The organism is Geobacter anodireducens (genome assembly GCA_001628815.1).
GTDB lineage: Bacteria > Desulfobacterota > Desulfuromonadia > Geobacterales > Geobacteraceae > Geobacter > Geobacter anodireducens.
In genome coordinates, this window is record CP014963.1 from 1,281,926 (window position 1) to 1,306,613 (window position 24,688).

A 24,688-nucleotide genomic window follows, 5' to 3' on the forward strand; every position below is an offset into this window, starting at 1 on the left:
GGCAGATTCAGCGCTTGGGGATGAACTCGACGCGCCGGTTCCCGGCCCAGGCGGACTCATCGTGGCCTTCGACGGCGGGCTTCTCTTCTCCGTAGCTCACCACGGTCATGCGACCCGCATCGATGCCGAGAGTCTGCAGGTACTTCATGGCAGATTTGGCCCGCTGCTCCCCCAGGGCGAGGTTGTAGGCGTCGGATCCCCGTTCGTCGGTATGTCCTTCGAGGGTGACCGCCACTCCGGGGTTTTTCCGGAGCCATTCGGCATTGGCGGCCAGGATTTCCCGGGTCGCAGCGGTGAGGACCCAGGCGTCAAAGTCGAAGTAAACGGTTTTCAGGGGACTTGCCTGGGCCGCAGTGCCGGCCGGTGCTGTGCGATCCTCGACAATGTCCGCTGCGGCAATGGGTTCGTGTGCGTCAATCGTCGCTGCCGGCGGCGCAGCAGGTTCCGTGGCAGGGGGCTGGGCCGATGCGGAGGTGACCGCCGGCTCCGGCACGATGAGCTCCTTCTTGGCACAACCTGTGGCACAGGCGATGCTGAAAACGACGAGAAGCGTGGCGCGTAGGTATTTCATTGGATTCTCCTTGAGTGTGGTGGTCATGCAATGGTCAGATCGCGGCCGGCGAGGACATGCCGGACGCACGCATGCGCAGGCACGGGCGACAATGGCAAACCTCCCGTGTCGCGTGCCCTGCACTGGGAACGACTATGCGTTGCTGCAGTTACTCTTGCGTCGGTGATGCGTCAGGCGATGTTCTGGGGGGGGACGGAAATCTCCGGATACACCTGTGGCGGCAGCCGGAACGGCTCGGCGAACAGGAGGCGGGATTCGCTGGGCTGGTAGATGGGAACAAGCCCGCTGGGGCAGAAGTAGGTGGTATAGTCGATAAACGAGTGCTTCGGCGGCTTGAAGTCGTCAATATCCGCCTGGGCGCCGTCCGCCTCGATGTTGGCGCTGCAGCAGAAGGCAATCTGCTCCTGAAGGGGGGCAAAGGCCTGCCCCGTGAGCATGAGGGAGCAGCCCGCCACGTGGAGGATAACGATAAGCAGCAGGAGCGCCTTGGCTCTTTTCTGACAACCGTGACGGTACATGGCCGGATCTTTCCTGGAAGATCATGAATCATCCGCATCTTAATCAGGGACGCACATTTGTCAAGATGCAATTTCCGGCCAACTCAGGGGATGCGTCGCACGTTCAGTGCCCTTCCGAGCACGATCGCCACAATGGAGATACCTCCCGACAAAAGGCTCCCATTTTGGCCGACCCCTGGATGTCCGGCTCGATAAAGGCCACTCCAGCCACAAACAGGGCCACGGTGAGGCCGATGCCCGCCACCAGCCCCGTCATTGCCAGTTCCTTGGCACCGACCTGTTGCGGAAGGGGAAAACCGAGGGTTTTGCCAATGTATCCCATGACAAAGATACCGAGAGTCTTGCCGATAACGAGCGATGCCAGCACGAGCCAGGTTGCCGACCCCACGGACGAAAAGCCGACTCCCGCATTGGCAAGGCCAAACATGAAGAGGCCGAAATCCACGATGACCTTCCAGTCGTGCTCGAATCGGGCGAGGGTCGAGCTGTCATACGGATCGGCCTCGAACAGGTGAGCCGTTTCACGGGGGGGATGGGGCAGGAAGGGGATGATGAAGACGAGGGCAAGGGCGGGATGCAGATGGGCCTTGAACAGGCCGGTCCACGCAAGCCCCCCCCCACGATGACATAGGGCCAGTAGTTTCTCAATTTCAGGCTTCTGAGGATGTAGGCGGCAACCATGCCTGCAACCGTCAGGAAAAGCCAGGCCGGTTCGCTCGGATGGCTCGGGTCGGGATAGAACACGGCAATGATGGCAAGCCCTATGGCATCGTCCGCCACGGCGAGCAGAAGCAGGAACGATACCGCCGGGTGCCCGGCTCCAAAGACGAGCCGGGCCACCAGCCAGGCCAGCGCGATGTCGGTGGCGGTCGGAATGCCCCAGCCGCGTGTCAGCTCCGGGCCGCCGATGACGGCATTGAGCCCCAGATAGACGAGCACCGGGCCCACCACCCCCCCGAGAGTTGCCAGAAGCGGATTGACCGCCTTTCGCAACGGGTTCAGATCGCCGCCCGGCAGGCAACTCTGGGTTATTTCCACAGCAGCGATACCGAAAAAAAGGACCATGAACAGCTCGTTCACCACGAAATGGAAGCTCATCCCTCCGAAGAAAGGCTGTTCAATGAAGGAGTGGTAGCCGGCCGGGTCGAAGTTGGCCCAGAACAGGGCAACCATGACCCCTGCGATCAGCGGTACCGAAAATTCACGCAGCAGATTGATCCTTTTTCTCAAGCTCTATCCTTTCAGTCAGCCATACGCGACTGCTATGCGGCATTGCAGAGCCGGCGTCCCGCCATTCTCATCCGATGGTGCTCGTCGATTCCCGCCAGATCACGTACGTGACGGGCCAGGGACCTTACGTCCACTACCGGTCGCGCCCCCGGCACGAGCGGGTCCCTGCCGAGGCTGAGCGCAGTTCCCCCCTGGTTGAGGGTCCAGCGCAGGGCCGTGGCGTCGTTCTCGTCACTGCCGGCACAGACCACTTCTCCGCGGTATCCCAGGAACCGGCACAGCGCGCGGGCGCCGAACTCCATGGTGATCTCGGGAAGGAACTGGATCTCCACCATGGTGGTATTCCGGTAAAGGGCCACCCTCCACCCCTTGAGCACGGCGGCGAGTCGGGCAAAGAGCGTCTGGCGCGCTTGGTGCTCGCCTCCTGGGTGTGGAGCGCCGCGGACCAGCGCCGGTCTTCCAGTTCCACGCCCGGCAGGTCGGCGACTGCCCGCAGCGCAGGCAACAGGGCGTCGCGGGTTTCCATCAGCATATCCTTGGGCTTGCCCGAAAGGGTCATTGATTCACCGCCCGGAATGTGCCATTCGGTCCCGCAACTGCCGCCGAGGTAAATGCCCTCGATCGGCACGCGGGAAACCAGGTCGTCGAGGGGACGGCTGGACAGAACAGCGACACGGTGGCCGGGGAGCGCGGCAAGTTCTTCCAGGAACTGGCGCGTCACCCGGTGCAGGCGAGCCTTGGCGTAGCAGGCTCCGGCCGCGGTGAGCGTCCGGTCGAAAGAGAAAATCCAGAGACGTTTCAAGGTATCTGTAGCAAGCATCGTTGCACCTCCGTTTTCCCGGGACCGCGGTGGGCGGCTTCCCGGAATGCTGTTGCGGCCGAGATTAATGGTAAAAAACGGCCGAGCGCACTATCGGTTGACAGGGACGGGGAGAAACGGTGAATCAGCGCCGGCTGGCGACAAACCAACGACCGGCAGCGCTCTGATCTGACCGAGCCCGGTGAACGAGCGGCCGGTGGGAACGTCATGGCACCGAGGGCTGATTCGCTTCAGACCTGATTCTGTGGTGGGACAAACCAGTCAAGATAGACCTGGGGCGGTGCGCTCAGGGGGTCGTGAGCAGCGAGCAGGGCGAAGGACGGGCAATAGGCCAGGAGGAACGTCTCTTCCGCACAGCAGGGGGGCAGGTCCCCGTGGGCGGAGGAGCACTCGGACGCCGGTGGCGAGCCGCCGTCGTTCCGCTCTTCGTCCGTGGGGCAGAGCCGGTCGGTATCGTGGTGGTGGGACGAATCGACCACCGTGGGGACGACCAGGTGACACGCCACGCCGAACCCCGCGGTGGAGAAGAGGACGATTGCTGTCGCCAGAACTGCCGCCAGGCAGGTATGGAAGATACTCATGGTACGCATACAGGTTATTTTGTACAACATTATGATAATTTTTGTCAAGAACAAGGGAGGCCGGTGCCGCTGAAGCCGTTTGAGTAACTTCGGTAATTGATCAGTCGGTTGATGTCGAAAAGGCCCCGGCTTACGCTGCTCTGACAGCGGGATGCCGGCTGTCGCGAGCCTGCAGTCGTGGAACGGCGTGTGCCCCGGTGTGCCAGCGAGGGGCAGGAACGCTGAATGAAATATAATGGCGGAAATGAAAGAGGGCGGCCCGTGGGCCGCCCTCAATGCGAGGCGGTCTATTTTTTTGCAGCCCTCTTTGCGAAGCGTCCGCCGGTCTGCATCGGGTCTCCTTTGTACCCCAGGGCCTTCCAGTTCATCCGGTTGCCCCCCATGTGGCACTCACCGCACTGCAGCGCCTTGTCCCCAGTCGCCACCTCGTGGTTGATGCTGCCGTAGAAGGCAGTGTTCACGAACTGGTACCTGCCGCTGTAGGGGACCTGGGATCCTTGGCGCCTTTCTTCAGGGCGTTCTCCCAGTCATAGTCCTTCCAGAGCGCATTGTGGGTCTGGGGAATCAGGAGGCAGTTGCTGAGCGAATCCATGGGCTGTTTGCCCGTGTGGACCTTGAAGGGGAAAATCCTGGCTTTCTTGTCAGTGATATCCCCGAGCGGCTTGGAGATATTGACCACCTTTGTCGGGTCCTTGACCTTCTGTCCCTTCAGGTAGCGCTCGATGGAGCCGTTATACCAGGCATAGGTGGGGATGACGTCCTTGCCCCAGGTAAAGGTTCCCTTGTGCTTCATGAAGGTCTCCTTGTCGAACTGCTCCTCGGGCTCGATGTCCTTGCCCACATCGGACCAGTCCCAGCTCATCTTGGTTGCCTGTCCCTTGGCAAAGACCGGAATGTGGCAGGTCTGGCAGGCAACCGTGGCCAGGTGCCGGTTGATGAGGGCTCCGTTTTTCGACTTCTGGTGAGGGGCATTGGCGCCGGTGTGGCAGTCCTCGCACGCAACGCGCTCCGAATAGGTGGCAAGGAACGTGGATGCCCCGGCGATCTGGTGATGGCTCGTTTTGTGGCACTGCTGGCAGGTCATTCCCTGGCCGCCGCTCTCGGTGGTGCCCATGTGGACGTCATGGTCCCGCTTGGGCTTCTCCATGGTCGAGTCCAGGTCGCCGTGCTTCACCGCGTCTCCGCCGCCGCCGTAGAAGTGGCAGACTCCGCAGTTAGAGAGCCCCGGCTTGCCTACTTTCTGGGCCGCCCTTTCCAAGTCGAGCTTGCCGGCCGCAATGGCCTTGGGGTCGGGTTGGCCGGCCAGCCCCTTTTTGTACTGCCGGTCGCTGGTGTGGCACACGAGACAGTCGATGTTGTTCTTGTTGGTGAAGTCGAAGGTGTTGTCGGTCCAGCCATAGCTCGGATGGCATTTGGCGCAAAATTCCTGGTTGTCGCACCGGTCACCCCCCTCGATGGAGATGCAGAAATTGTTGATCAGGTTCGCCTTGCCATACTCGACCGTGCTCTTCTCCAGCCCCTTCACCAGTTTGGGCGGTCCCTTCCACTTCCAGTGGGAAGAGGAAAGAACCTGATCCCCGGCCCCGGTGTGGCATTCGAGGCAGGCCTTGGTCACGTCCTGGCCGGTCTTGAAGGGGCCCTTCACGAACTCCGCGTGGTCTGCGCCGGCAAAGGCGCTAATGGCAGCCATTGTGATGACTGATGCTGCGATGATTGATCCCGTTTTCACTCTCATGCGCTGATTACCCCCGTTGTGCAAGCTTTATATGTAAGGCAGCATATATGAACATATGTATAATTTTGTGTCAACATTTTGTTTTGTTGGATCAGTCCGTTCCGTATCCGCACATAAGGCACGAAGGACTGGACAGTCTCGCGTGCAGCGGAGTAGTATGCACTGGTGAGATAACCGCCATCCGCAAAGAAAGAGCATAACCCGTGAAAAAAAGAGTGATTGCCATGGTCTGCGCGGCCATCATGCTCGGTCATGGTGCCGAGGGGAACGCATCCGAGGTGGCGGTTGCGCCGTCGGAATCGCTCACCTGCGAGGAGTCGCTTGAGCGCCGGCAACAGTTCGTGGAGGAGCTTCAGGCTCTCCAGGTCAGGCTGGAGCAGAAAATCCGGGAGATGGAGTGCAGTCCCACCGTTTCCGGCAGCGAACTGCTGGCGAAGAACGTGCGGCACCTGCAGGAACTCTCGGCCAACACCCGCGCCCAGCGCCAATCCATGGCCGATTTCGAAAAATTCGTCACCTGGATGAGTTCAAGCCTGGCCGGCTACGAAAAGTACATCCAGGCCGGCTCCATGGTGGCCGCTTCGCCCGGGTCCTGCCGATCCCCTACGCGGGACAGGCATCGGTCCTGACCAAATTCGTTTCCCAAGGGGTCCTCTCCCTGAACGCCGCATCAGGTTCCATTGCCTCGTACCTCAAAATCTCAGACAGGTACCTGGCCATGGTCGACGCCATAGATCCCGCCCGGCCCGATGCCGCCCGGGTCTCTGCCGCTGCCCGCTATGCGGATGGCGAGCTCCTGCGTGCCATGACCGATGTCCAGGCTAAACTGCGGACTTCGGCCGATGTCTCCGCGTCCACCCTCTCGTTCCTGGAAACCCTTGATCATTACGCTGGGAATACCGATGAATACTGGGCAAAGACAAAGGCTTTCGTCACCCGCAACGACGCCTATAAAAACGATAAAAGCTATCTGGCCACCAGTATCGAGGGGCTCAGGAACCGCACGGCAGGCTTCAACGGGCGGCTCAGACTTTTCGAAGAGGCGGCGAAAAAGGATCTGCCCCTCATCAAGAACCTGGTGGCCTATGATGATCTCATGCGTGAACTGGACAGGAAAAGGGCGTCCGGTGGCGGGAACGGCGCGACGACACATGTCGTAAATTGACTTGTATAATTGACAATGCGAATATTTAAATGTAATGTTGTTTACTCATTGGTTTTATCGATAGCGCGAACGGCCATGACCCCGGGAGGGGCTTTGATATGCAGGTCTGACGGCGTTTTGCCACGCTTCGGCAAGAACCGCGTGGGTCCGGGTAATGAATCTCAAACAGAGAATGACACTCGCCATATCGGCGTTGATGGTTTTGTTCGCCGTGTTTATGGCGGTAGTCGCGGTCGGCTATTTCGAGCGCAAACTCAACGAGACCATTATCGATCAGCAAAGCTCGCTGGTCAGTTACATTGCCGGTGAAATCGACAACACCCTCGGCATTGCCCAGGGCCTTCTCGTTGCGAGCGCAACCTTTGTTCCCGTCGATGCCCTCGATTCCCCGGAGCGAACCCGGCGCTTCCTCCAGAGCAGGACGAGCCTCAACAAGTTGTTCGGCAACCGCCTGCTGGTCATCTCCGCCAACGGACGGCTGGTCGCCACGTCCCATACCGTTGCCGGTAGCAAACCTCCGCCCAATTTTACCGACACCCCTTTTTCCCGCGAAACCCTCAGAAAGCGAATTCCCCTCATCTCCGAGATAACGACCTGCTGCATCTCACCCCATTCTTCGGAAATCGTCATGACCGCGCCGATCTTTGGCGCGGGCAACGAGGTGCGGGGAGTTCTCGCCGGGACCATAGCCCTGCGCGAAACGAACCTGCTGTCGCGCTTCGGTTCCCTTCGCATCGGCAAAAGAGGCTATCTTCAACTGGCAACCGCGGGCCAAACCTTGATCCTGCACCCTGAACGGGAGTGCATTCTCCAACAGGTCGGACCCCTTCACGGTGATCTTGTGGCGGATGCTGTCACGGGATTTTCAGGCACCCGGCGAACGGTGAACAACAGGGGCGTTCCCATGTTCACCACGGCGCGCAAGCTGGCGTTGAAGGATTGGGTCGTGATGGCCAACTATCCCGAAAAGGAAGTGTTGGCGCCCATACGCGCCGCCCGGGTTGTCATGGGGATTACGACGGTAGCGGGGATCGGTGCGCTGATCGTTCTCATCTCCCTGTCGATTCGGTACCTCACCCGGCAACTCACCGCGTTCACCGGCCACATCCGCGGGCTTTCCGAAAAGGAGGGCGCTGACCGCCGGTTTCCCGTGCCCGATACCGGCGACGAGATCGCCGCCCTGTCAACTGCCTTCAACGAGATGGTAACGTCCCTTGATCAACGGACCGAGAGCCTGCGCGAGAGCGAAGAGCGTTTCCGCAGTACGTTCGAGCAGGCTGCGGTCGGTATTGCCCATGTGGATATGGATGGACGGTTCATCAGGCTGAACAGCCGCTTCAGTGACATCCTTGGCTATGCCGGGCACGAGTTGCTCGGCATGACCGTTACCGACATCACCTGTCCGGAAGATCTGGAGAGCTGCCGGGTTTGCCGGCAGCAACTTCTTGGAGGAAAGCGTTCGTGCGCCACTGAAAACCGCTATCTCCGCAAGGGGGGGACACGGGTCTGGATCAACCAGACGGCATCGGTGCTGCTTGATTCATCGGGCACGCCTAAGTATTTCATCATGGTCATCGAGGATATTTCGGCCCGGAAAGGGGCGGAGGAAGAAGTCCGCCGTCTCAACGCCGGTCTCGAAAAACGGGTTGCCGAGCGGACCGCTGAAATCGAATCGGTCAACGCCCGACTCATGGCGGAAATCGAGCAGCGGGCCCAGGCACAGGAGGAGATCGGCTGGCTGAACGAGGACCTCATGCGGCAGAAGGCGGCCCTGGAAGCCGCCAATCGCGAGCTTGAGGCGTTCAGCTACTCGGTATCCCATGACCTGCGGGCGCCTCTGCGGCACATTGCCGGATATGGCCTCGCCCTTCGGGAAGACTACGGCGGGCAGCTCGACACCCAGGCCCTTGAGTACCTCGAACGGATGAATGCCTCCGCTCGGCGGATGGAACACCTGATCGAGGCCATGCTCAACCTGTCGCGGCTGGGGCAGGGCGATGTCATGCGGGTGTCCATCGACATGAGCGCCATGGCCCGCGAGATCGTGGCCGAATTGCACGAGGCCGAGCCGGACCGGAATGCCGTGATTGCCATTGCCGATGGGATCGCCGCCAATGGGGATCCCCACCTGATGCGCATTGTTCTGGAAAATTTGCTTGGAAACGCATGGAAATATACGAACAGATCGTTGCTGGCCGAAATCGAGTTCGGTGTCCTGGCTGGCGGGCAACCGGTGTTTTTCGTGCGGGACAATGGGGCGGGATTCGACATGGCCTTTGCCGATCGGCTGTTCGGGCCGTTCCAGCGGTTGCACCGCGATGACGAATTCGTCGGAACCGGCATCGGCCTTGCCACGGTCCGGCGTATCATCAACCGGCACCGGGGGCGCATCTGGGCCGAAAGCGCACCAGGTGCAGGCGCCACGTTCTATTTCTCAATCTGATAGTTCTGGGGTGGAAAAGGGAAGATCCGCCCGGCGGAGGGTGAGGGGCGGCGGGAAGCTCAGAGGAGGAACAACTCGTCAACGGCTGCCCGGATTTCAACGATGGAGCCGTCAAGTTCGGCAACGATCAGCTTTTCGTCAAAATCCGACCTGCCCAGCGACCGGCGGATAATGCCCCATGACGGGTGATTTTCGAGAAGCGTGCGGATCGAGTCCACGGGTTTGTGCCCCTCAAACCCCAGGCGCCGCAGGGTGCAGTACTCGTCCGCAAAGGCGACCATGGCCACGATGGCGGCCTGTTTGTAAGGCACTGCCTCGATGTCGTGGTGATACAGAATTGTGTCGCAGATAAACTCATTCAGATTCCACCGCTTGGCTAGAGCGAATCCCACTTCGCAATGGGATGTTCCGAACAGCCTCTCCTCTGCCTGGCCGAAGGTGATCTTTTCATCGTCGACCAGCGTGACTACCTGGGAGAATTCCTTGCCCCTGAAAAAATTGATGAAAACCTCGCCCACATCGTGGAGCAACCCTGCCACATAGACGTTGACGGGATTGAGGAATCCGGTGCGTTCGGCAATGAGCTTGGCAATGCGGGCAACGCCCAGGGAATGAGCCAGAGGGTGGAGCGGTTGAGGGGGCCTTTGCCCGTTTTGAACAGATCCACGATGGCACAGGTGAAAATCGCTTCCCTGAGCAGATCGAGACCCAGGTAGATGACGGCATCTCTGATTGAACTTATCGGGCGGGCGGCACTGTACAACGGTGAATTGGCCAAGTGCACCACCCGGGCGGTCAACACCTGGTCCTGCAGAAGCAAATCCGCCACTTCGTCGATGGCGACGTCGGGGTCGTTAAGCTTGCCTGCTATTCGCAGAACAATGTCAGGGACGGTCGGTAGTTCATCGACCCCAGACATGAATTCCCGTGCCAAGGTGAGCCGGGTTTCCACGTCGCGTCCGGAAATTTCCATCAGTAGCCTCCAATAGGACTCATCATATCATATTATTGCCCCTATTTCCATTGGTTAACACCCATAGTGGCCGGTTTGGCGACTCGCCTGCCCGGCACATACGCGTATCGGTGCACATTCGACACGCCAATGCGCAGTAATTGCACCCTGTTAGCCGTTTCAATGGTGTCGAAATTATAATACATGAATTAAAACGAGCTGTTGGAGGTGGCGGTAGAACGGCACGCCTTTTGGTTTCGTCCTGGATATATCATCGACTGATTGGTTCTGGGGAGGAAAAAGCTTGAGTGAGGTGAACCGGATGGAAAACGGACACAACCATGTATCCTGATTCTAATTGCACTGGTCATGGCTTGCATGGCAACGGCCGTGGGAGTTTTCCACCTGGCCTCCCGTGCCGATGACGGGCTGCTGACCAGCCACGCGGAGCTTTTTTCCTTCTCGGTGCCCCCCACGGCATCTGTCCGGTACCTGGACTCCGGTGGGCGGAGAGGATGGGAAACCCTCTATACCATGGACCTGGTCTATGAGATGTTCGAGGGGACTGGCGTGGAGCACAGGACCCTTGATACCCTGTGCAGGCAATTGGACATGGACCCGCAGCATGCCCGACACACGTTGCGGCAGCGGGGCGTAACGATACGTCCGGCCGAAACCCTCGGCACTGCCGCCCGTCGCTACGGCGTCAATCCGATTGCTCTGCTTCAGGCGCTACTGGTGGGGGAAGAGGTGCGGAGCGGTCAACGGCGGATTGAGGAGGTGCCCCGGCTGCGCCTCATGCCATAGGGGTGGCAATTCATGCAGCTTGCCGTTGTACCAGCCAGTCCCGCGGAGATGGTTTCCATGACCGTCGCCGACGTCCTGGTATGGCATCGCAGGCAAGGAAATACCTCTGCGTTGATGACCGGATTACCACCATGCCAACCCTTTTCGGCATGGGTAGCCTCCAGTGGTCCCAGGTGGCAGCGGGCGCACGTGGAAGGGGTCGTTACGGTGTGCCTGACACCGTCATGCACGGTGGCGTTGTGGCAGGCAAGGCATTCCCGCGAAAGAGAGATCGTGTAGCCGCCAGCCGGCAGGTCATGGAGCTGGTGGCAGGCAAGGCATTCCATTCCTGACCGGGAGATGAGCCGATGGTGCCGGTCTAGATTGGAACCGGCATGACAGGCTCCACAGTCGCTGCTGGTCAGGGTCAGCGCCGAGGTTGCGGGCGGCAGCGAGCAGAGAACCGCCAGTGCCGCTGGTACCGTGGGGCGAAGGGCTCTGAAAAAAGAACGCATGGATATCTCCTCGCAGGGTGGTGTTCTGTCGGTTTTGTACAAACGTTAATAACGTATCATGATTAGAATTGACTTATCAAGCAGGATGTTCGCCCTGTTGAATCATGCGATGCCAGGGGGGGTGTCCGGCGGGTGAGATGTGGCCTACTCTCTGGGCTCCGGGCGGGGCAGGCGAGATCCCGAGTCCGTTCGACGACGAAGTCGGGGGGGATGAGGCTGGGGTGGCCGGTGAGGTGAACGGGCATAGCGTCCCGGTCATGGATGATGACAATCAAGCGGCAGGCGCCGGCCCTGCAGTCGGTCTCCAGCATCATCATTTCCGTGCCGACCGGAACAGGTGTCTCGGTCAGCTACGAATGGATTCACGCCAAGCTGAGGGCTGCGGTGCGGCGCGTCCGGATGGCTGCGCTCTGCTGATAAGAAGGAACCTCACAGCATCCTCAAAAAATCATGATACATGAAAGCCAAATTTTATGCTGTCGCGTAGTTAGCGTGCCTTTTCGTAAGTGCGGATAATTCCTAAGGCATTGCAAAAAAATGTGCGGGGTGAGGGCGCTGGCTCTGCGTCGTGCATTCAGGCGGTGCTACTGTTCGAACTGGCTGTCGGTGACCACAGGGACGAGACCGGATTGGAGGCTGCTCTCGACCCGTTGGGCCAGAAGAGATTCCACGAAGCGAATGCCAGGGTCATCATGCCGTAAATAGCCGTGACGCCGGCAAGCTCATCATAGCGGGCAAGCCCGGGCAGGCACTTGATACAGACTACCAACGCCACCGCACCGAGGGCGCACAGCCCGTGCCGCATCATCCAGCCTTTCTGTCCCGCGATAAGCGCCCTGAGCGCTTCGTCATTCCGGTCACGCAAAAACTCTTGGTAGCGCAGCCAGTCAAGCATGATACGTGGAATCATGACGGCTGAAACGATGGTGGTGAGAACAACCATCATGGTGTAGAGCATTTCCATGTCATCCTCCTTGTCTGCGCGGCGTTCGAATGTGTAGAGCAAAACGCTTGCCGGTGGAATGCCGATGCTCTGACCTGGATGACCTGATGTGACTATCTGTTTAACATGTTGCAATCGCTACTGTTTATTGTTTTGTGGTGCTGGTGAGGCTTGAGGAGGAGTGCCGTCATTTGGCAATCATGTGTAGCAGAGTGTGTGCTTTATCGTGATATTTAGATTTGTATTGTGTTGAAATAATGGCAGGATATGCGGGTCAATATTTCTTTGAAATAATGACGCGAAATGACAGCGAGGTGGGCAAAACGTGGTGTTATAGCGGGTAATGTGTCGTTGCCAGGCCGTTTGGGCATGGATTTAACGATATTATTTTTTGTTTATATTTTTGCATTAATATAGCTACGAGATATGGCGGGGCGCTGGGCAGGAGGGCGTGGTCGGGTGCGTCATGCCGAATCATCATCCTGGGGTATACTGAAGAACCAGAGCACCTCGTATCCGATAGGGAGGGATTCGGCAATGATCATAGGCGTGCCCCGGGAGATAAAAACCCATGAATACCGGGTCGGCATGACGCCGACGGGCGTGGCGGAGCTCTCGCGCGAAGGACACGGGATCCTCGTGGAGGCAGGCGCAGGCGAGGGGAGCGGTTTTGCCGACGATGACTTTCATCGCTCGGGTGCCCGGGTAGTGAGCCGGAGTGACCTCTTCGGGCGGGCCGAGCTCATTGTCAAGGTGAAGGAACCGCTGCCGGAGGAATACGGACTGCTGCAGCCCGGACAGACGCTCTTTACCTATCTCCACCTGGCCCCCAACGAGGCACTGACCCGTGTGTTGCTGGAACGCGGCATTACCGCCATCGGTTACGAGACGCTGGAGAAGGGGGGAGTGTTGCCGCTGCTTGCGCCAATGAGCGAGATTGCCGGCCGGATGGCCCCCCTGGTGGGAGCGTTTCATCTCCAACGAATCTACGGCGGTACAGGGACCTTGCCCGCAGGCGTTCCCGGCGTGGCTGCCGGCCGGGCGCTCATTCTCGGTGCAGGAGTGGTGGGCAGCGCAGCGTCGCGGGTCTGCCTCGGCCTCGGTATGGAAACAACGGTAATGAACAGGGGGATCGAGCGGCTGCAGCGTCTTGACGACGTTTTCAACGGAAGGCTTCGGACCCTGGTCCTCACGGCCGACGCCCTTGCGGATCATCTTCGGGATGCTGATCTGGTGGTTGGAGCGTTGCTGGTGCCTGGCGGCCGGACGCCGGTGCTCATTACCCGCCCCATGCTCGGGACCATGCGGAAAGGGGCGGTCATCGTGGATGTTGCCGTTGATCAGGGGGGATGCGTCGCCACGAGCCGGCCGACCACTCACGACAAGCCGGTGTACGAGGTGGATGGCATCATCCACTACACCGTGGCCAACATGCCGGGCGCCTACCCCCGCACATCCACCCTGGCGCTCACCAATGCGACCCTTCCGTATGTGCGGCTGCTGGCAAGCCTTGGTATCGAGGATGCTTTGAGGCGCGACCCCGCCCTGGCGAAAGCCTCAATACCTGGCGGGGCGGCATCGTTCACCGGGCCCTGGCCGAAACCCTCGGGCTGCCCCGCGTTCCCTTTGCCTGACAGCGGGCCTACCCGTGCAGGGGCCTGCCTCCTGCTGCCTTGAGGCGGTCGTGGGCCGAACGCAGGATGCTTTCAGTGGTCTTCCAGTCAATGCACTTGTCGGTGATGGACACGCCGTACCTGAGGGTCGAGAGATCCCTGGGGATCGACTGGTTCCCTTCTTCCAGAAAGCTCTCGATCATGACGCCGGAGATGGACCGGTTGCCGGCAGCGATCTGGTCCACGACGGCTGAGAGCACGTCGGGCTGTTTTTCGTGGCGTTTCTCCGAGTTGCCGTGGCTGCAGTCGATCATGATGGTGGGAAAGAGTCCTCCCTTTTCCAGCATCTCTTCAGTTTTTCTGATGTCTTCGGGGAAATAGTTCGGTTTTTTTCCTCCCCGCAGCACGATGTGGACATCGGGGTTGCCGGTGGTCTGAATGATGGAGGTGCGCCCCTCCCGGTTGACGCCGATAAAGCTGTGGGAATGGAGTGCCGCATTCATGGCGTCGATGGCGATCTGGAGATTGCCGTCGGTGCCGTTCTTGAATCCCACGGGGAACGAGAGGCCGCTGGCCATTTCGCGGTGGGTCTGGCTCTCGGTGGTGCGGGCCCCGATGGCTCCCCAGGAGATGCAATCCGCCAGGTAGTCGGGGGTGATGGGGTCGAGCATCTCGGTGGCCACCGGCAGGAGCATTTCCGTTATTTCGGACAGCAGCCGCCGGGCGATGCCGAGCCCCTTGGATATCTGGTGGGTGCTGTTCATGTCGGGGTCATTGATGAGCCCCTTCCAGCCCACGGTGGTGCGGGGTTTTTCGAAGTAGACCCGCATCACGATGAACAGTTGATCCGACAGTTCGGCCGCCAGCCGCGCCAGCCGCTCGGCATACTCCAGGGCCGATTTCGGGTCGTGGATGGAACAGGGGCCCACTACCACCATCAGGCGTGGGTCCTTGCCCTTGAGGATGTTCTTGATGTGGGCGCGGCTGGAGTTGACAAACTCTGCCGCCTCCTCCGACTGGGGAAATACCTGGCGCAACTCCCCGGGCGCAATGATGGGAGTGATGCTTTTGATCTTCAGGTTGCTCGTGCGGATCATGGGTTTCGTCTCCTTGAACTATATGAAAATACGATAGAAAGATCGAGTCAAGGTAGCAATAGCACGTTTTTCCGGTTTTTGCCAGAACTACGAGTTGACGGATACCACACCTCTTTGTCGTATTTTCACTCCCGCAGCCGTTGCTCCTGTCCGATGTCCTCAAGGGATGTCACCCGCACCCCCGCCCGCATCATGTCCTGCACTGCCCGGCCCGAATCGCCTGGGGCGAGGTCGACCCCCCGTGACGCATCGGCCAGCACGGTGACGATGAGGCCGTGCCGGACTCCTTCCAGGGCCGACTCCTTTACGCAATAATCGGTAGCAAGCCCTCCCAGGTACAGATGGCGGATGCCGCGGCCGGCAAGAAGGGCAGGGAGGGGCGTCCCGTCGGCAGCAGTTCCTTGGAACGCCGAATAGTCGTCACGCTCCGGATCCATTCCCTTCGATATGACGATCGCGTCCCCGGGAAGGGCCAGGTCGGGATGAAACTGCGCGCCGTGGCTCCCCTGCACGCAATGGACCGGCCACAGTCCGCCGTGTTCCTTGAAATGGGACGTGGTCCGGGGGTGCCAGTCCCGTGAGGCGAATATGGGGAGCCCGGCCGCCCGGAAGAGACTGATATAACGGTTGAGAACGGGCACTACGGCGTCCCCGCCGGGGACGGCCAGGCTTCCGCCGGGGCAGAAGTCATTCTGGACGTCGACGATGAGAAGGGCGGCGCTTTTTTCCATGGCATATGCTCCGTTACGGGGTGACGCTGTCGTGATACCCGTGCCGCACCTCCTCCATGAGGCGAAGTCGCAGGTCATTGAGTCCCTGGCTGATGGAAACCTTGTAGCGGTGGGGGTTGATGAACCGGAGGCATCCCTGGGGGAGGAGGGCGAGCTGATCCCGCGACCGGTCGGCCATACCGTCCAGTGAAGCGGTTCGTGCGGCGGTCCGCCTGCCGTTTTCCATGACAACGGACCGTACGTCTTCAAGGCGGGCCTTCATCGGGATGGCCACATGCTGCAGGGGGTTGGTCGGATCAAAGACCGTATGGCCGGGAAGCACCTCTTCGCCGTCCAGGCAGATTAGGTCCTGAATGAAGGTGCCGTCGGCGGCCACGGCCCGCAGGAGCCGCTTCCGGTCAGGCAGGGTCGCCTTGGCCAGGTCGCTCGTTACCTTGAGCCGCGGTCGATCGTCGATCCGCACCAGCTTGTAGACCCCTCCCAGGGCGCCCCCTCCTTCTCCGGCACAGGTGGCGAGCCGGGTTCCCACGCCGTAGATGTCGACGCACCCCCCCTCGGCCCGGATCGATTCTATGACAAACTCATCAAGCTCATTGGAGGCGACGACCCGGACGTTGGGAAACCCTGCCTCGTCGAACAGCCGCCGTGCCTGGCGCGAGAGGTAGGCCAGGTCGCCCGAGTCGATCCGCACCCCGGCCAATTCATGCCCCCGGGCCCGCAACTCCCGCGCAACAGTGACCGCGTTGGGCAGGCCGCTCCTGAGGGTGTCGTAGGTGTCCACCAGGAGGACGCAGGAGTCGGGGAAGACCTCAGCGTATTTCCTGAACGCCGTCAATTCGTCGGGAAAGGCCATGATCCAACTGTGGGCATGGGTGCCGCGTACCGGGATGCCGAACGTTTTGCCCGCCAGGACGTTACTGGTGCTGCGTACCCCTCCCACGTAGGCCGCCCTGGCTTCGCTCAAGCCGCCGTCGGGTCCCTGGGCGCGCCGGAGGCCGAATTCGAGGACTGTTCCGTCCGCTGCCGCGTGGACGATCCGGGCCGCCTTCGTGGCCACGAGGGTCTGGAAATTTATGATGTTGAGGAGCGCCGTCTCCACAAGTTGGGCCTGGGCCAGGGGCGCCTCCACCGTGACCAGCGGCTCGTTGGCAAAAACTGGAGTCCCTTCGGATGGGGCCGTTACCCTGCCCTTGAAACGGAATGAACGGAGAAAATCGATGAAAGCCGGCCGGAAGAGGCCGAGCCCCCGGAGGTACTCGAGCTCGTCTTCGTTGAACTCGAGGTGTTCGAGAAAGTCGAGGGCAGGATCGAGTCCGGCAAAGACCGCATATCCGCCCTGGAAGGGGTTGTGACGGAAAAACAGATCAAAGACTGCCGCGTCTCTGCCACACCTTCGTCCAGGTAGCCGGCGAGCATGGTCAATTGGTAGAGGTCGGTGAGAAGGGGGGAGTAGCGCATGGAAGAACCCTCCGTGCTCGATTTTCGTATTTTTCGTGAGTATAGCACACATCTTCCGTCAGTGGCCGGGGCGGCGGAGTAACCGTCGCGGAACCGAACCATCCCGGAAAACCCTGGACAAAGCACGGGGTTGCTGGTAGTTCTACGTGCTGGATGCCGAGCTGGACAGGCGGGACATTCCCTTTGGCAATGCTTTAGGGGCGTTTTCACCGGCCTGAATTGCCGCACCCGCAGTCCTGCAGACCTGTCGTGCCGTTGTCTCGCTCGTGCCGGCGTCCCTTTCTCGCGGACACCGGCCACCTTGATAAGTCCGTGTAACCAGGCGGTTCCCATGCGCTCTCCCCTTGCCATAGCCAGGGAAAGACTCTCGGCGAGGATTTTTCTCTCGTTCGGCTTCCTGTTCCTTGTCGTGGTTCTCTTCTTTTCCGGCGTTTACCTCTATGACCGTTGGCAACTGGCCCGCGAAGCATTCATGCGCGAGGGAACCTCCCTTGCGCGAGTGCTTGCCTTCAATGCCCGGGTCGGCATTGTTACCCACAATACAGGGTTCATCAAGGGCGCCTCGACGGGGTGACCTCTTACGAAGGGGTGGTGTCTGCCGGGGTTTATTCCCCAGAAGGAAAGCCGATCCTCGAAGAGCGCGGGGCTTTGGGCAGCGGGTCCCCGACGTTCCCGCTACCGCCCGATGTGAATGGCGCCTTGAAGATGTCTCCCGGCCCTATCCGGTTCGAGACAGCTAAGACCGTTGAATTCTGGGCGCCAATCATCCTGGAGGCGGGCAGTTTTTCCGAGGAGGAACTCTACTTCGGGGCGAGTTCCCAGGATATTCGCGAGCGCACCATCGGTTTTGGCCGGGTGATCTTTGACAAGGGCAGTGTTACCAATGCCTTCAGGTTTCTGGTGGCCAACAGTATCCTGATTGCGCTGGCGGCAATTGTTCTCTGGGGTATTCTCGCCTATGTCATCGGCCGGAAGATTACCCGCCTCCTCGACCGGCTCACGGACGGAGTGCGTGCGTTGCGTGACGGCGATTTCAGAAAGGTCGACGTCGTGTCCTCTGACGAGGTGGGGCGGCTGGCGCTCGCATTCAACGGAATGGTGGCCGCCCTGGAGCAGCGCGAAGCGGAACGCAGCAGGGCCCAGGAGGCGATCAGCGTTCTCAATAACGAACTGGAGCAGCGCGTCATCGGGCGAACTGCAGAGCTTGAGAAGGCCACCCGGGAGATGGAATCGTTTAACTATTCGGTTTCCCATGACCTGCGTGCCCCGCTGGTAAGGCTCAAGGGTTTTTGTCTGGCGCTGGAAGAGGATTTCAGCGACAAGCTGGACAGCGCCGGCCGGTTCTACCTTGAGAGGATCATGTCCACCTGCGACCAGATGGGGCGTGTCGTTGCCGCGATCATGAGCCTCACCCAGGTGAGCCGTGGCGAGCTCTGCCGTGAAAAGGTGAATCTGAGCCCCATGGTTGAGCGCATCATTGCCGAGTTGCGGGAGAGCGAGCCCCAGCGGCGCGTGACCGTGATCATCGAGCCCGGCGTCCAGGTGGACGCCGATCCCCGCCTGGTTTCGGTGGTGCTCGACAATCTCGTGGGCAATGCCTGGAAGTTCACGGGGGGCAAACCGGAGGGACTCATCGAATTCGGAGCGGTTGCATCAGTCGAAGGGGCGTTTTTCATCCTCGACAATGGTGCTGGGTTCGACATGGCCTATGCCGAACGGCTCTTCCGCCCATTCGAACGCCTTCATGGCCATGACGAGTTTCCCGGCACCGGTGTGGGGCTTGCGCTGGTTAAAAGAATTGTCGATCGCCACGGCGGTTATGTTAGAATCGACAGCGGCGAAGGAAAAGGAACCATGGTTGTCTGCTCGTTCCGGCCTTTGGGCATGGATTGAGCGCGATTCTTGCATTCAGAGGGTAACAGGTGGAGAGGGGGGATGTCATGGCCGGTACCGAAGAAATAACCATGCTGCTCGTGGAGGACAATCCCGACGAGGAGTTTCTGACCCGGCGGGTGCTTAAAAAATTCCCGGTCCTTTCGCGGATCGATGTGGTAAAGGACGGTGTCGAAGCCCTACGCTACCTGACGGTTGCTGAGAACCGGGCTCAGCCCCGGTTCGTCCTCCTGGACCTGAAACTGCCAAGGGTGGATGGCGTCGATGTGCTGCGCGAGATGCGAAAAAGGGAGGAGACCCGCGATATTCCCGTGGTAGTGCTCACGTCGTCGGACCATGAGCGGGACATGGAGGCTTGCGGCAGGCTGGGCGCCGCCCATTTCCTTCAGAAGCCGCTGGATGCGGGAAGGATGTCGGAGGTGCTCGACCGGCTGGGAATCACGGCCCGGGTTGCCTGAACGGCTGATTCCGCTGCCTATCGCCACAAGCAAAAGGCGGGGTTTCCCCCGCCTTTTGCGCGTTCCAGCCGTGCCGGTCGGTGCCGGTTCAGCGCAGGTTGTAGAATACGTCCTTGCCGCGGAACAGGGCGGTCACATCCAGTTCGTCCTCGATCCTGAGGAGCTGGTTGTACTTGGCCACCCGGTCGGTCCGACACAGGGAGCCGGTCTTGATCTGTCCGGCGTTCACGGCTACCGCCAGGTCGGCAAGGGTCGTGTCCTCGGTCTCGCCGGAGCGGTGGGAGATGACCGTGGTGTACCCGGCGCGTTTGGCGGTCTCGATGGCGTCGAGGGTCTCGGTGAGCGTGCCGATCTGGTTCAGCTTGATGAGGATAGAGTTGGCAACTCCCTTGCTGATACCCTCCTTGAGGATCTTCGAGTTCGTTACGAAGAGGTCGTCTCCCACCAACTGGACCCGCTTGCCGAGGCGGTCGGTGATCTTCTTCCACCCTTCCCAGTCGTTCTCGGCCATGCCGTCCTCGATGGAGACGATGGGATACTTGTTGACCAGGTTCTCGTAGAAATCGATCAGTTCGTCTGCGGTCTTTTCTGGTTTGGCCTCGTTCTCCAGGAAGTATGTGCCGTCCTTGAACAGCTCAGACGACGCCACGTCGAGGGCCAGGAGGATGTCCTCGCCCGCCTTGTAGCCGGCCTTGGCAATGGCTTCCATGATGACTTCGAGTGCCTCTTCGTTGGATTTGAGGTTCGGCGCGAAGCCCCCCTCGTCCCCGACGGCGGTGTTGTAGCCCTTGCCCTTCAGGACGCTTTTCAGGGCGTGGAACACCTCGGCCCCCATCCGTAGTGCCTCGGAAAAGCTCCGGGCGCCGGCGGGCATGATCATGAACTCCTGGATGTCCACGTTGTTGTCGGCATGGGCGCCGCCGTTGAGGATGTTCATCATGGGGAGGGGAAGCTCCCGGGCATTGCAGCCGCCGATGTACTGGTAGAGGGGGAGGCCGACCTCTTCGGCCGCGGCTTTGGCAACGGCAAGCGACACGCCGAGAATGGCGTTGGCCCCCAGGGTGCTCTTGTATTCAGTGCCGTCGAGCTCCAGCATCCGCCGGTCGATCCCCACCTGGTCGGTGGCCTCCATGCCGATGAGTTGCTCGGCAATGATATCGTTCACGTTGTCGACGGCCTTGAGAACTCCCTTGCCCAGGTACCGCGAGGTGTCGCCGTCCCGCAGCTCCAGAGCTTCCCGTTCGCCGGTCGAGGCGCCGGACGGAACCGCCGCGCGTCCCATGACGCCGGACTCCAGAAAAACCTCCACCTCCAGGGTGGGATTGCCGCGGGAATCGAGGATCTCCCTCGCGTAAACATCAGTGATTTCACTCATTCATGGCCCCCTTGCTGAAAATGTGACAGGTCGTGCGACCTTGGACAAAACAGAGAAAGTATATAGCAGAGCCCCCATGAAATGGAAACACCTTTAATCCTAAATTGACACGCAGGAAAGAAGAACGATATAGTAATCACTTGGTCAAGCCGGACAACCGTGGGGATGGATCCCCGCTTCAAGGATGTCGAACCGCGGCAACGCTGCGCCAGACAAGTAACTCTATGCCCTCTCAAAGCGGCAACAACGATCGGGATATACGCGGCTCACTGTCGCTCTCGCTGGGACGCCTTGTGGACAACCTGTTCGAACGGTTCTCCAATCCGAGGCACGAAAACAGAAACCGGCGGATCCTTCTGGTCGTTACAGCCATTATTCTCACGTTCATCATTTTCCCCCGCCAGGAGTTCATGTCCGTCCGCCATGAAGCGGGCGACATTGCCTCCACCGATATTCGCGCCACCCGCGACCATCTGCTGGAAGACCGCGCCCTGACCGAACGCAAGCGCAGGGAGGCGGAGGACGCCGTTCCCTTTGCGTACAGTTTCGATCAGCAGGCGGCGGCCGAGCTCGTGACGCGTTTCGAGCAGGCGCTCGTGGTGCTGCGCGAGGCCGCGGCCCATCGAGAGGAAGCTGAACAGACCTCCGTGGATCAGGCGTTGCGCGACATCTTCGGATTCACCCCTTCCCGGACGGAGATTGCCGCGCTCATGCGGCTCGGCTCCAGCTCGGAACTGATCGGGCAGGTGTCTCAACTGGCCGAGCGCCTCTACAGCCACAAGATCATTGCCGACAAGCGGCGGTTTGCCGCCGACAGCTCCCACGGCATTATGCTCGTGGATTCCCGCTCCGGGGAGCCGCTGGGCACGATGGAGTACGTGGTGACGCCGCTCAGCGTCGAAGAGGCCGGGGCGGCGCTCAAGGAGATACGGATCGTTGCCGGCGGGGTTTCATCGCGGGAAACCGATGCGATCAAGGGGCTCGTGGCCAAAGCGGCGAAGCCAAACCTCTCCTTTAACGAGGATCTGACCATCCGCAACCGGATGCAGGCCCGGGAGAGCGTGCGTCCTTCTTTTATCCAGGTCAAGCGGGGCGAAATGATCGTCCGGGTCGGCGAACGGATAACCGAAGACCAGGCCCAGAAGCTCCAGATGCTCTTCGCGGCCCGCCACGGCACTCATCACCTCTTCACCGCCATCGGCATCATGGGGCTTGTGCTGGTCCTCTTCTACTTCCCCTACCGCTTCGCGCGCAAGAACATCCGCAAATTCAGCCCGACCAGCAAGGATCTGCTGTTGATCGCCCTGGTAACGGTGGGGCTTTTTTTCGTTTTCAAGATCGGCATGACCGTTTCCGCGGCATTGGGGACGCCGTTCCCCAGCATCGATACCCACGACTATTTCTACCTCTTCCCCTTTGCCGTAGGACCGATGATCATCCGGATCATCCTCAATTCCGAAGTGGCCATGGTCTATGCGGCCATCACCGCACCCCTTCTGGGGATCATGTTCAACAACAGCCTCTTCGTGGTGGTCTACGCCCTTCTGGGTGGTATCGCGGGTGCCCACGGCGTGCGCCACTGCAAGGACCGCAGCCGGATTTACACCGCCGGCCTCAAGGTGAGCGTGGTGAACCTGGCCATGGCCTTTTCCTTCCAGGTCATGGGCGACAGCTTCCTCACCATCCAGACCCTCTGGAGCGTCGGTTTCGCCCTGGCCGGAGGACTTCTCTGCTCGGCCATCGTCACCGGGGTGATCCCCCTGGTCGAAACGGTTTTCCACTACGTGACCGACATCAAGCTGCTGGAGCTGTCCAATCTCAATTCTCCCGTGCTCCGGGAGCTGATGGTCCGCGCTCCCGGCACCTATCACCATAGCGTCCTGGTGGGGAACCTGGTGGAGGCGGCGGCTGAAGCCATCAATGCGAATCCGCTCCTGGCGCGAGTTGCCGCCTACTACCACGATATCGGCAAGATCAGCAAGCCCCAGTATTTCATCGAGAACGTCGGCGGCGGCGAGAATCGCCACGACAAACTGTCGCCCAACATGAGCGCCCTGATCCTCATTTCCCATGTGAAAGAGGGGGTGGAGTTGGCCCGCGAGCACCGGTTGGGGCGGCCGATCATCGATATTATCCGCCAATCCCACGGCACGGCCCTGATCAGCTTTTTTTACGGCAAGGCAAAGAATGTGGCAACCGAGGAGCAGGCGGTGGACGAGCGCGATTTCCGCTATCCCGGTCCCAAGCCCCAGACCCGCGAGGCAGGGCTCGTGATGCTGGCCGACTGCGTGGAGGCTGCTTCCCGGACCCTTGCCGATCCGACGCCGGCCCGCATCCAGGGACTGGTCCAGAAGATCATCAACAATATCTTCATCGACGGCCAGTTGGACGAATGCGAACTGACCCTCAAGAACCTTCACGAGATCGCCAAGAGCTTCAACCAAATCCTTGCCGGCATCTATCACCACCGGATCGATTATCCGGAGCCGGCCTACAAGGAAAAGGACAAAACGCCCGGAGGAAAGAAGACCCTTGAAGGTAGCGATAACGAACAGGCAAAAACGCCATCCGATCGGGACGAGACGCCTAAGAAAGGTGGCGGAGACGATCTTAGGCGCCTTGGGATATCCCGATAGCGAACTGTCGGTGGTCATCACCGGCGATCTGGGCATCCGCCGGGTCAACCGCGACTACCTTGGCAAGGACCGCCCCACCAATGTCATCTCATTTGCCATGGGGGAGGGGGATTTCGGCGACCTCAACCCCGATGTGCTGGGTGACGTGATCATCTCGGCGGACACGGCGGCCCGGGAGGCGGAAGAGGCGGGCATCGCCTTCTGGTCGCGGCTCTGTTTCCTCCTGCTCCACGGCATCCTCCACATCACCGGCTACGATCATGAGCGGAGCGGCGAGGCCGAAGCCCGGCGGATGGAGGCAAAGGAACGGGAAGTCTTCGCCCTCCTCGAGAACGGCGGACTTGTCTAGCTCCGGCCAGTGGAAAGACGGGAGGCCGGAAGCGGAACGCCCTGCCGGGGCACCCATCAAGCCCACCCGGTTCATCGATTCGGCCAACTGCGCCATTGACGGGATTCTCTGGGCTTCACGGACCCAGCCGCACATGCGGTATCATTTCCTGGCAGCCCTGGGCCTGCTGGTGGCGGTGCTGTTCCTGCGGGTGACCCCCCTTGAATTCACCCTGCTGGCGGTGTCGGTCGCCTTCGTGCTGTTCGCGGAGCTCATGAATACCGCCGTGGAAGCGGTGGTGGATCTGGTGTCGCCCGGCTACCATCCCCTGGCCAAGATCGCCAAGGACGTGGCCGCCGGAGGGGTGCTCACGGCTGCCATCGGCGCGGCGGTCATGGGATACCTGATACTCTCCAAGTACATTTTTCCGATTTACAAGGAGGCCCTCGCCATGATAGGAACGCCCACGGAGATGGGGACGGTCGTAGCGCTCCTCGTCGTGGTGATTGTCGTGGTGATTCTCAAGTCCTTGTCCGGCAGGGGGACCCCCCTGGAGGGAGGACTGCCGAGCGGCCATGCCGCCGTCGCCTTTGGCATCGCAACGGTGGTTTCCCTCTCCACCCAGGATCCTCTGATTTCAATCCTCACCATCGCTCTGGCAGTGATGGTCAGCCATTCGCGCCTGCTGCTCAATATCCACACCATGCGCGAAGTGGTCTTGGGAGCGATTACGGGGACTGCCGTCGCCGCACTGGTCCTGACCCTGTTCAGAATGCTGAAGTAGCGGTCTGAACCAATTTGATCACGCATAACCATAACCGGCAACCGATGAAAGGGGAG

13 protein-coding genes and 9 pseudogenes are annotated in these 24,688 nt (G+C 60.3%); 9 read left to right on the forward strand and 13 right to left on the reverse strand.

Annotated elements, in window-relative coordinates; translation table 11 throughout:
* Positions 1 to 7: 7 nt before the first annotated feature.
* The 6 genes and pseudogenes from A2G06_05825 to A2G06_05850 form a co-directional block, all read right to left on the reverse strand.
* Positions 8 to 571, reverse strand: coding sequence for a peptidoglycan-associated lipoprotein (locus tag A2G06_05825; protein ID ANA39928.1), 564 nt, complete (start codon positions 569 to 571; stop codon positions 8 to 10).
* Between the two features lie 170 nt (positions 572 to 741).
* On the reverse strand, positions 742 to 1,089 hold the full coding sequence (locus A2G06_05830; protein ANA39929.1) for a hypothetical protein: 348 nt from the start codon (positions 1,087 to 1,089) through the stop codon (positions 742 to 744).
* Positions 1,090 to 1,172: 83 nt separating this feature from the next.
* A pseudogene (locus A2G06_05835) lies at positions 1,173 to 2,319 on the reverse strand (sodium:proton antiporter).
* A 32-nt stretch (positions 2,320 to 2,351) separates the two neighbouring features.
* Positions 2,352 to 3,139: pseudogene (locus tag A2G06_05840) on the reverse strand (trehalose-phosphatase).
* A 230-nt stretch (positions 3,140 to 3,369) separates the two neighbouring features.
* Complete coding sequence (locus A2G06_05845; GenBank protein ID ANA41606.1) at positions 3,370 to 3,729, reverse strand: hypothetical protein; 360 nt, start codon at positions 3,727 to 3,729, stop codon at positions 3,370 to 3,372.
* 278 nt (positions 3,730 to 4,007) lie between these two features.
* Positions 4,008 to 5,455: pseudogene (locus A2G06_05850) on the reverse strand (cytochrome C).
* 203 nt (positions 5,456 to 5,658) lie between these two features.
* Here A2G06_05850 and A2G06_05855 point away from each other — a divergent pair.
* Positions 5,659 to 6,620 (forward strand): annotated as a pseudogene (locus A2G06_05855) (hypothetical protein).
* 154 nt (positions 6,621 to 6,774) lie between these two features.
* Positions 6,775 to 9,063 (forward strand): histidine kinase, encoded by a 2,289-nt coding sequence (locus A2G06_05860; protein ID ANA39930.1) that lies wholly within the window; start codon positions 6,775 to 6,777, stop codon positions 9,061 to 9,063.
* Positions 9,064 to 9,122: 59 nt separating this feature from the next.
* On the opposite strand, the pseudogene A2G06_05865 reads toward A2G06_05860, so the two are convergent.
* Positions 9,123 to 10,036: pseudogene (locus A2G06_05865) on the reverse strand (HD family phosphohydrolase).
* Between the two features lie 348 nt (positions 10,037 to 10,384).
* Between A2G06_05865 and A2G06_05870 the strand changes: the two are divergent.
* Positions 10,385 to 10,822 (forward strand): hypothetical protein, encoded by a 438-nt coding sequence (locus A2G06_05870; protein ANA39931.1) that lies wholly within the window; start codon positions 10,385 to 10,387, stop codon positions 10,820 to 10,822.
* Here the strand turns inward: A2G06_05870 and A2G06_05875 are convergent.
* Positions 10,777 to 11,316, reverse strand: coding sequence for a cytochrome C (locus tag A2G06_05875; protein ID ANA39932.1), 540 nt, complete (start codon positions 11,314 to 11,316; stop codon positions 10,777 to 10,779). The two genes, A2G06_05870 and A2G06_05875, sit on opposite strands and share 46 nt — an antisense overlap.
* Positions 11,317 to 11,900: 584 nt before the next feature.
* Positions 11,901 to 12,280 (reverse strand): annotated as a pseudogene (locus A2G06_05880) (hypothetical protein).
* 516 nt (positions 12,281 to 12,796) lie between these two features.
* On the opposite strand from A2G06_05880, the pseudogene A2G06_05885 reads away from it, so the two are divergent.
* Positions 12,797 to 13,893 (forward strand): annotated as a pseudogene (locus tag A2G06_05885) (alanine dehydrogenase).
* A gap of 8 nt (positions 13,894 to 13,901) precedes the next feature.
* Here A2G06_05885 and A2G06_05890 read toward each other — a convergent pair.
* The 3 genes and pseudogenes from A2G06_05890 to A2G06_05900 all read right to left on the reverse strand — a co-directional run bounded on the left by A2G06_05890 (position 13,902) and on the right by A2G06_05900 (position 17,158).
* Positions 13,902 to 14,969 (reverse strand): phospho-2-dehydro-3-deoxyheptonate aldolase, encoded by a 1,068-nt coding sequence (locus A2G06_05890; GenBank protein ID ANA39933.1) that lies wholly within the window; start codon positions 14,967 to 14,969, stop codon positions 13,902 to 13,904.
* A gap of 125 nt (positions 14,970 to 15,094) precedes the next feature.
* A complete protein-coding gene (locus A2G06_05895) occupies positions 15,095 to 15,700 on the reverse strand; it encodes a nicotinamidase (protein ANA39934.1) in 606 nt (201 codons plus the stop codon).
* A gap of 13 nt (positions 15,701 to 15,713) precedes the next feature.
* Positions 15,714 to 17,158 (reverse strand): annotated as a pseudogene (locus tag A2G06_05900) (nicotinate phosphoribosyltransferase).
* 331 nt (positions 17,159 to 17,489) lie between these two features.
* On the opposite strand from A2G06_05900, the pseudogene A2G06_05905 reads away from it, so the two are divergent.
* Both A2G06_05905 and A2G06_05910 read left to right on the forward strand, forming a co-directional pair.
* Positions 17,490 to 19,051: pseudogene (locus A2G06_05905) on the forward strand (histidine kinase).
* A 47-nt stretch (positions 19,052 to 19,098) separates the two neighbouring features.
* Entirely contained in the window at positions 19,099 to 19,509 is a 411-nt protein-coding gene (locus A2G06_05910) for a hypothetical protein (protein ID ANA39935.1), read from the forward strand.
* Between the two features lie 88 nt (positions 19,510 to 19,597).
* On the opposite strand, the gene eno is transcribed toward A2G06_05910, so the two are convergent.
* Positions 19,598 to 20,884: a phosphopyruvate hydratase gene (eno, locus tag A2G06_05915; protein ID ANA39936.1), complete on the reverse strand. Its 1,287-nt coding sequence runs from the start codon at positions 20,882 to 20,884 to the stop codon at positions 19,598 to 19,600.
* A gap of 224 nt (positions 20,885 to 21,108) precedes the next feature.
* Between eno and A2G06_05920 the strand changes: the two genes are divergently transcribed.
* From A2G06_05920 to A2G06_05930, 3 genes are read left to right on the forward strand one after another with little or no spacing between them, the layout of a single operon-like run.
* On the forward strand, positions 21,109 to 23,520 hold the full coding sequence (locus A2G06_05920) for an HD family phosphohydrolase (protein ANA39937.1): 2,412 nt from the start codon (positions 21,109 to 21,111) through the stop codon (positions 23,518 to 23,520).
* Positions 23,417 to 23,869, forward strand: a complete 453-nt coding sequence (locus A2G06_05925) for an rRNA maturation RNase YbeY (protein ANA39938.1) — start codon at positions 23,417 to 23,419, stop codon at positions 23,867 to 23,869. The genes A2G06_05920 and A2G06_05925 overlap by 104 nt, the downstream gene beginning before the upstream one ends.
* A 55-nt stretch (positions 23,870 to 23,924) precedes the next feature.
* Positions 23,925 to 24,632, forward strand: a complete 708-nt coding sequence (locus tag A2G06_05930; GenBank protein ID ANA41607.1) for a diacylglycerol kinase — start codon at positions 23,925 to 23,927, stop codon at positions 24,630 to 24,632.
* Positions 24,633 to 24,688: the final 56 nt, after the last annotated feature.

What these genes read in the sequence shown, in the direction of transcription:
- A2G06_05825 (ANA39928.1), bottom strand. Translation starts at nt 571, where the DNA reads ATGAAATACCTACGCGCCACGCTTCTCGTCGTTTTCAGCATCGCCTGT.
- A2G06_05830 (ANA39929.1), bottom strand. Translation starts at nt 1,089, where the DNA reads ATGTACCGTCACGGTTGTCAGAAAAGAGCCAAGGCGCTCCTGCTGCTT.
- A2G06_05845 (ANA41606.1), bottom strand. Translation starts at nt 3,729, where the DNA reads ATGCGTACCATGAGTATCTTCCATACCTGCCTGGCGGCAGTTCTGGCG.
- A2G06_05860 (ANA39930.1), top strand. Translation starts at nt 6,775, where the DNA reads ATGAATCTCAAACAGAGAATGACACTCGCCATATCGGCGTTGATGGTT.
- A2G06_05870 (ANA39931.1), top strand. Translation starts at nt 10,385, where the DNA reads ATGGCTTGCATGGCAACGGCCGTGGGAGTTTTCCACCTGGCCTCCCGT.
- A2G06_05875 (ANA39932.1), bottom strand. Translation starts at nt 11,316, where the DNA reads ATGCGTTCTTTTTTCAGAGCCCTTCGCCCCACGGTACCAGCGGCACTG.
- A2G06_05890 (ANA39933.1), bottom strand. Translation starts at nt 14,969, where the DNA reads ATGATCCGCACGAGCAACCTGAAGATCAAAAGCATCACTCCCATCATT.
- A2G06_05895 (ANA39934.1), bottom strand. Translation starts at nt 15,700, where the DNA reads ATGGAAAAAAGCGCCGCCCTTCTCATCGTCGACGTCCAGAATGACTTC.
- A2G06_05910 (ANA39935.1), top strand. Translation starts at nt 19,099, where the DNA reads ATGGCCGGTACCGAAGAAATAACCATGCTGCTCGTGGAGGACAATCCC.
- eno (ANA39936.1), bottom strand. Translation starts at nt 20,884, where the DNA reads ATGAGTGAAATCACTGATGTTTACGCGAGGGAGATCCTCGATTCCCGC.
- A2G06_05920 (ANA39937.1), top strand. Translation starts at nt 21,109, where the DNA reads ATGCCCTCTCAAAGCGGCAACAACGATCGGGATATACGCGGCTCACTG.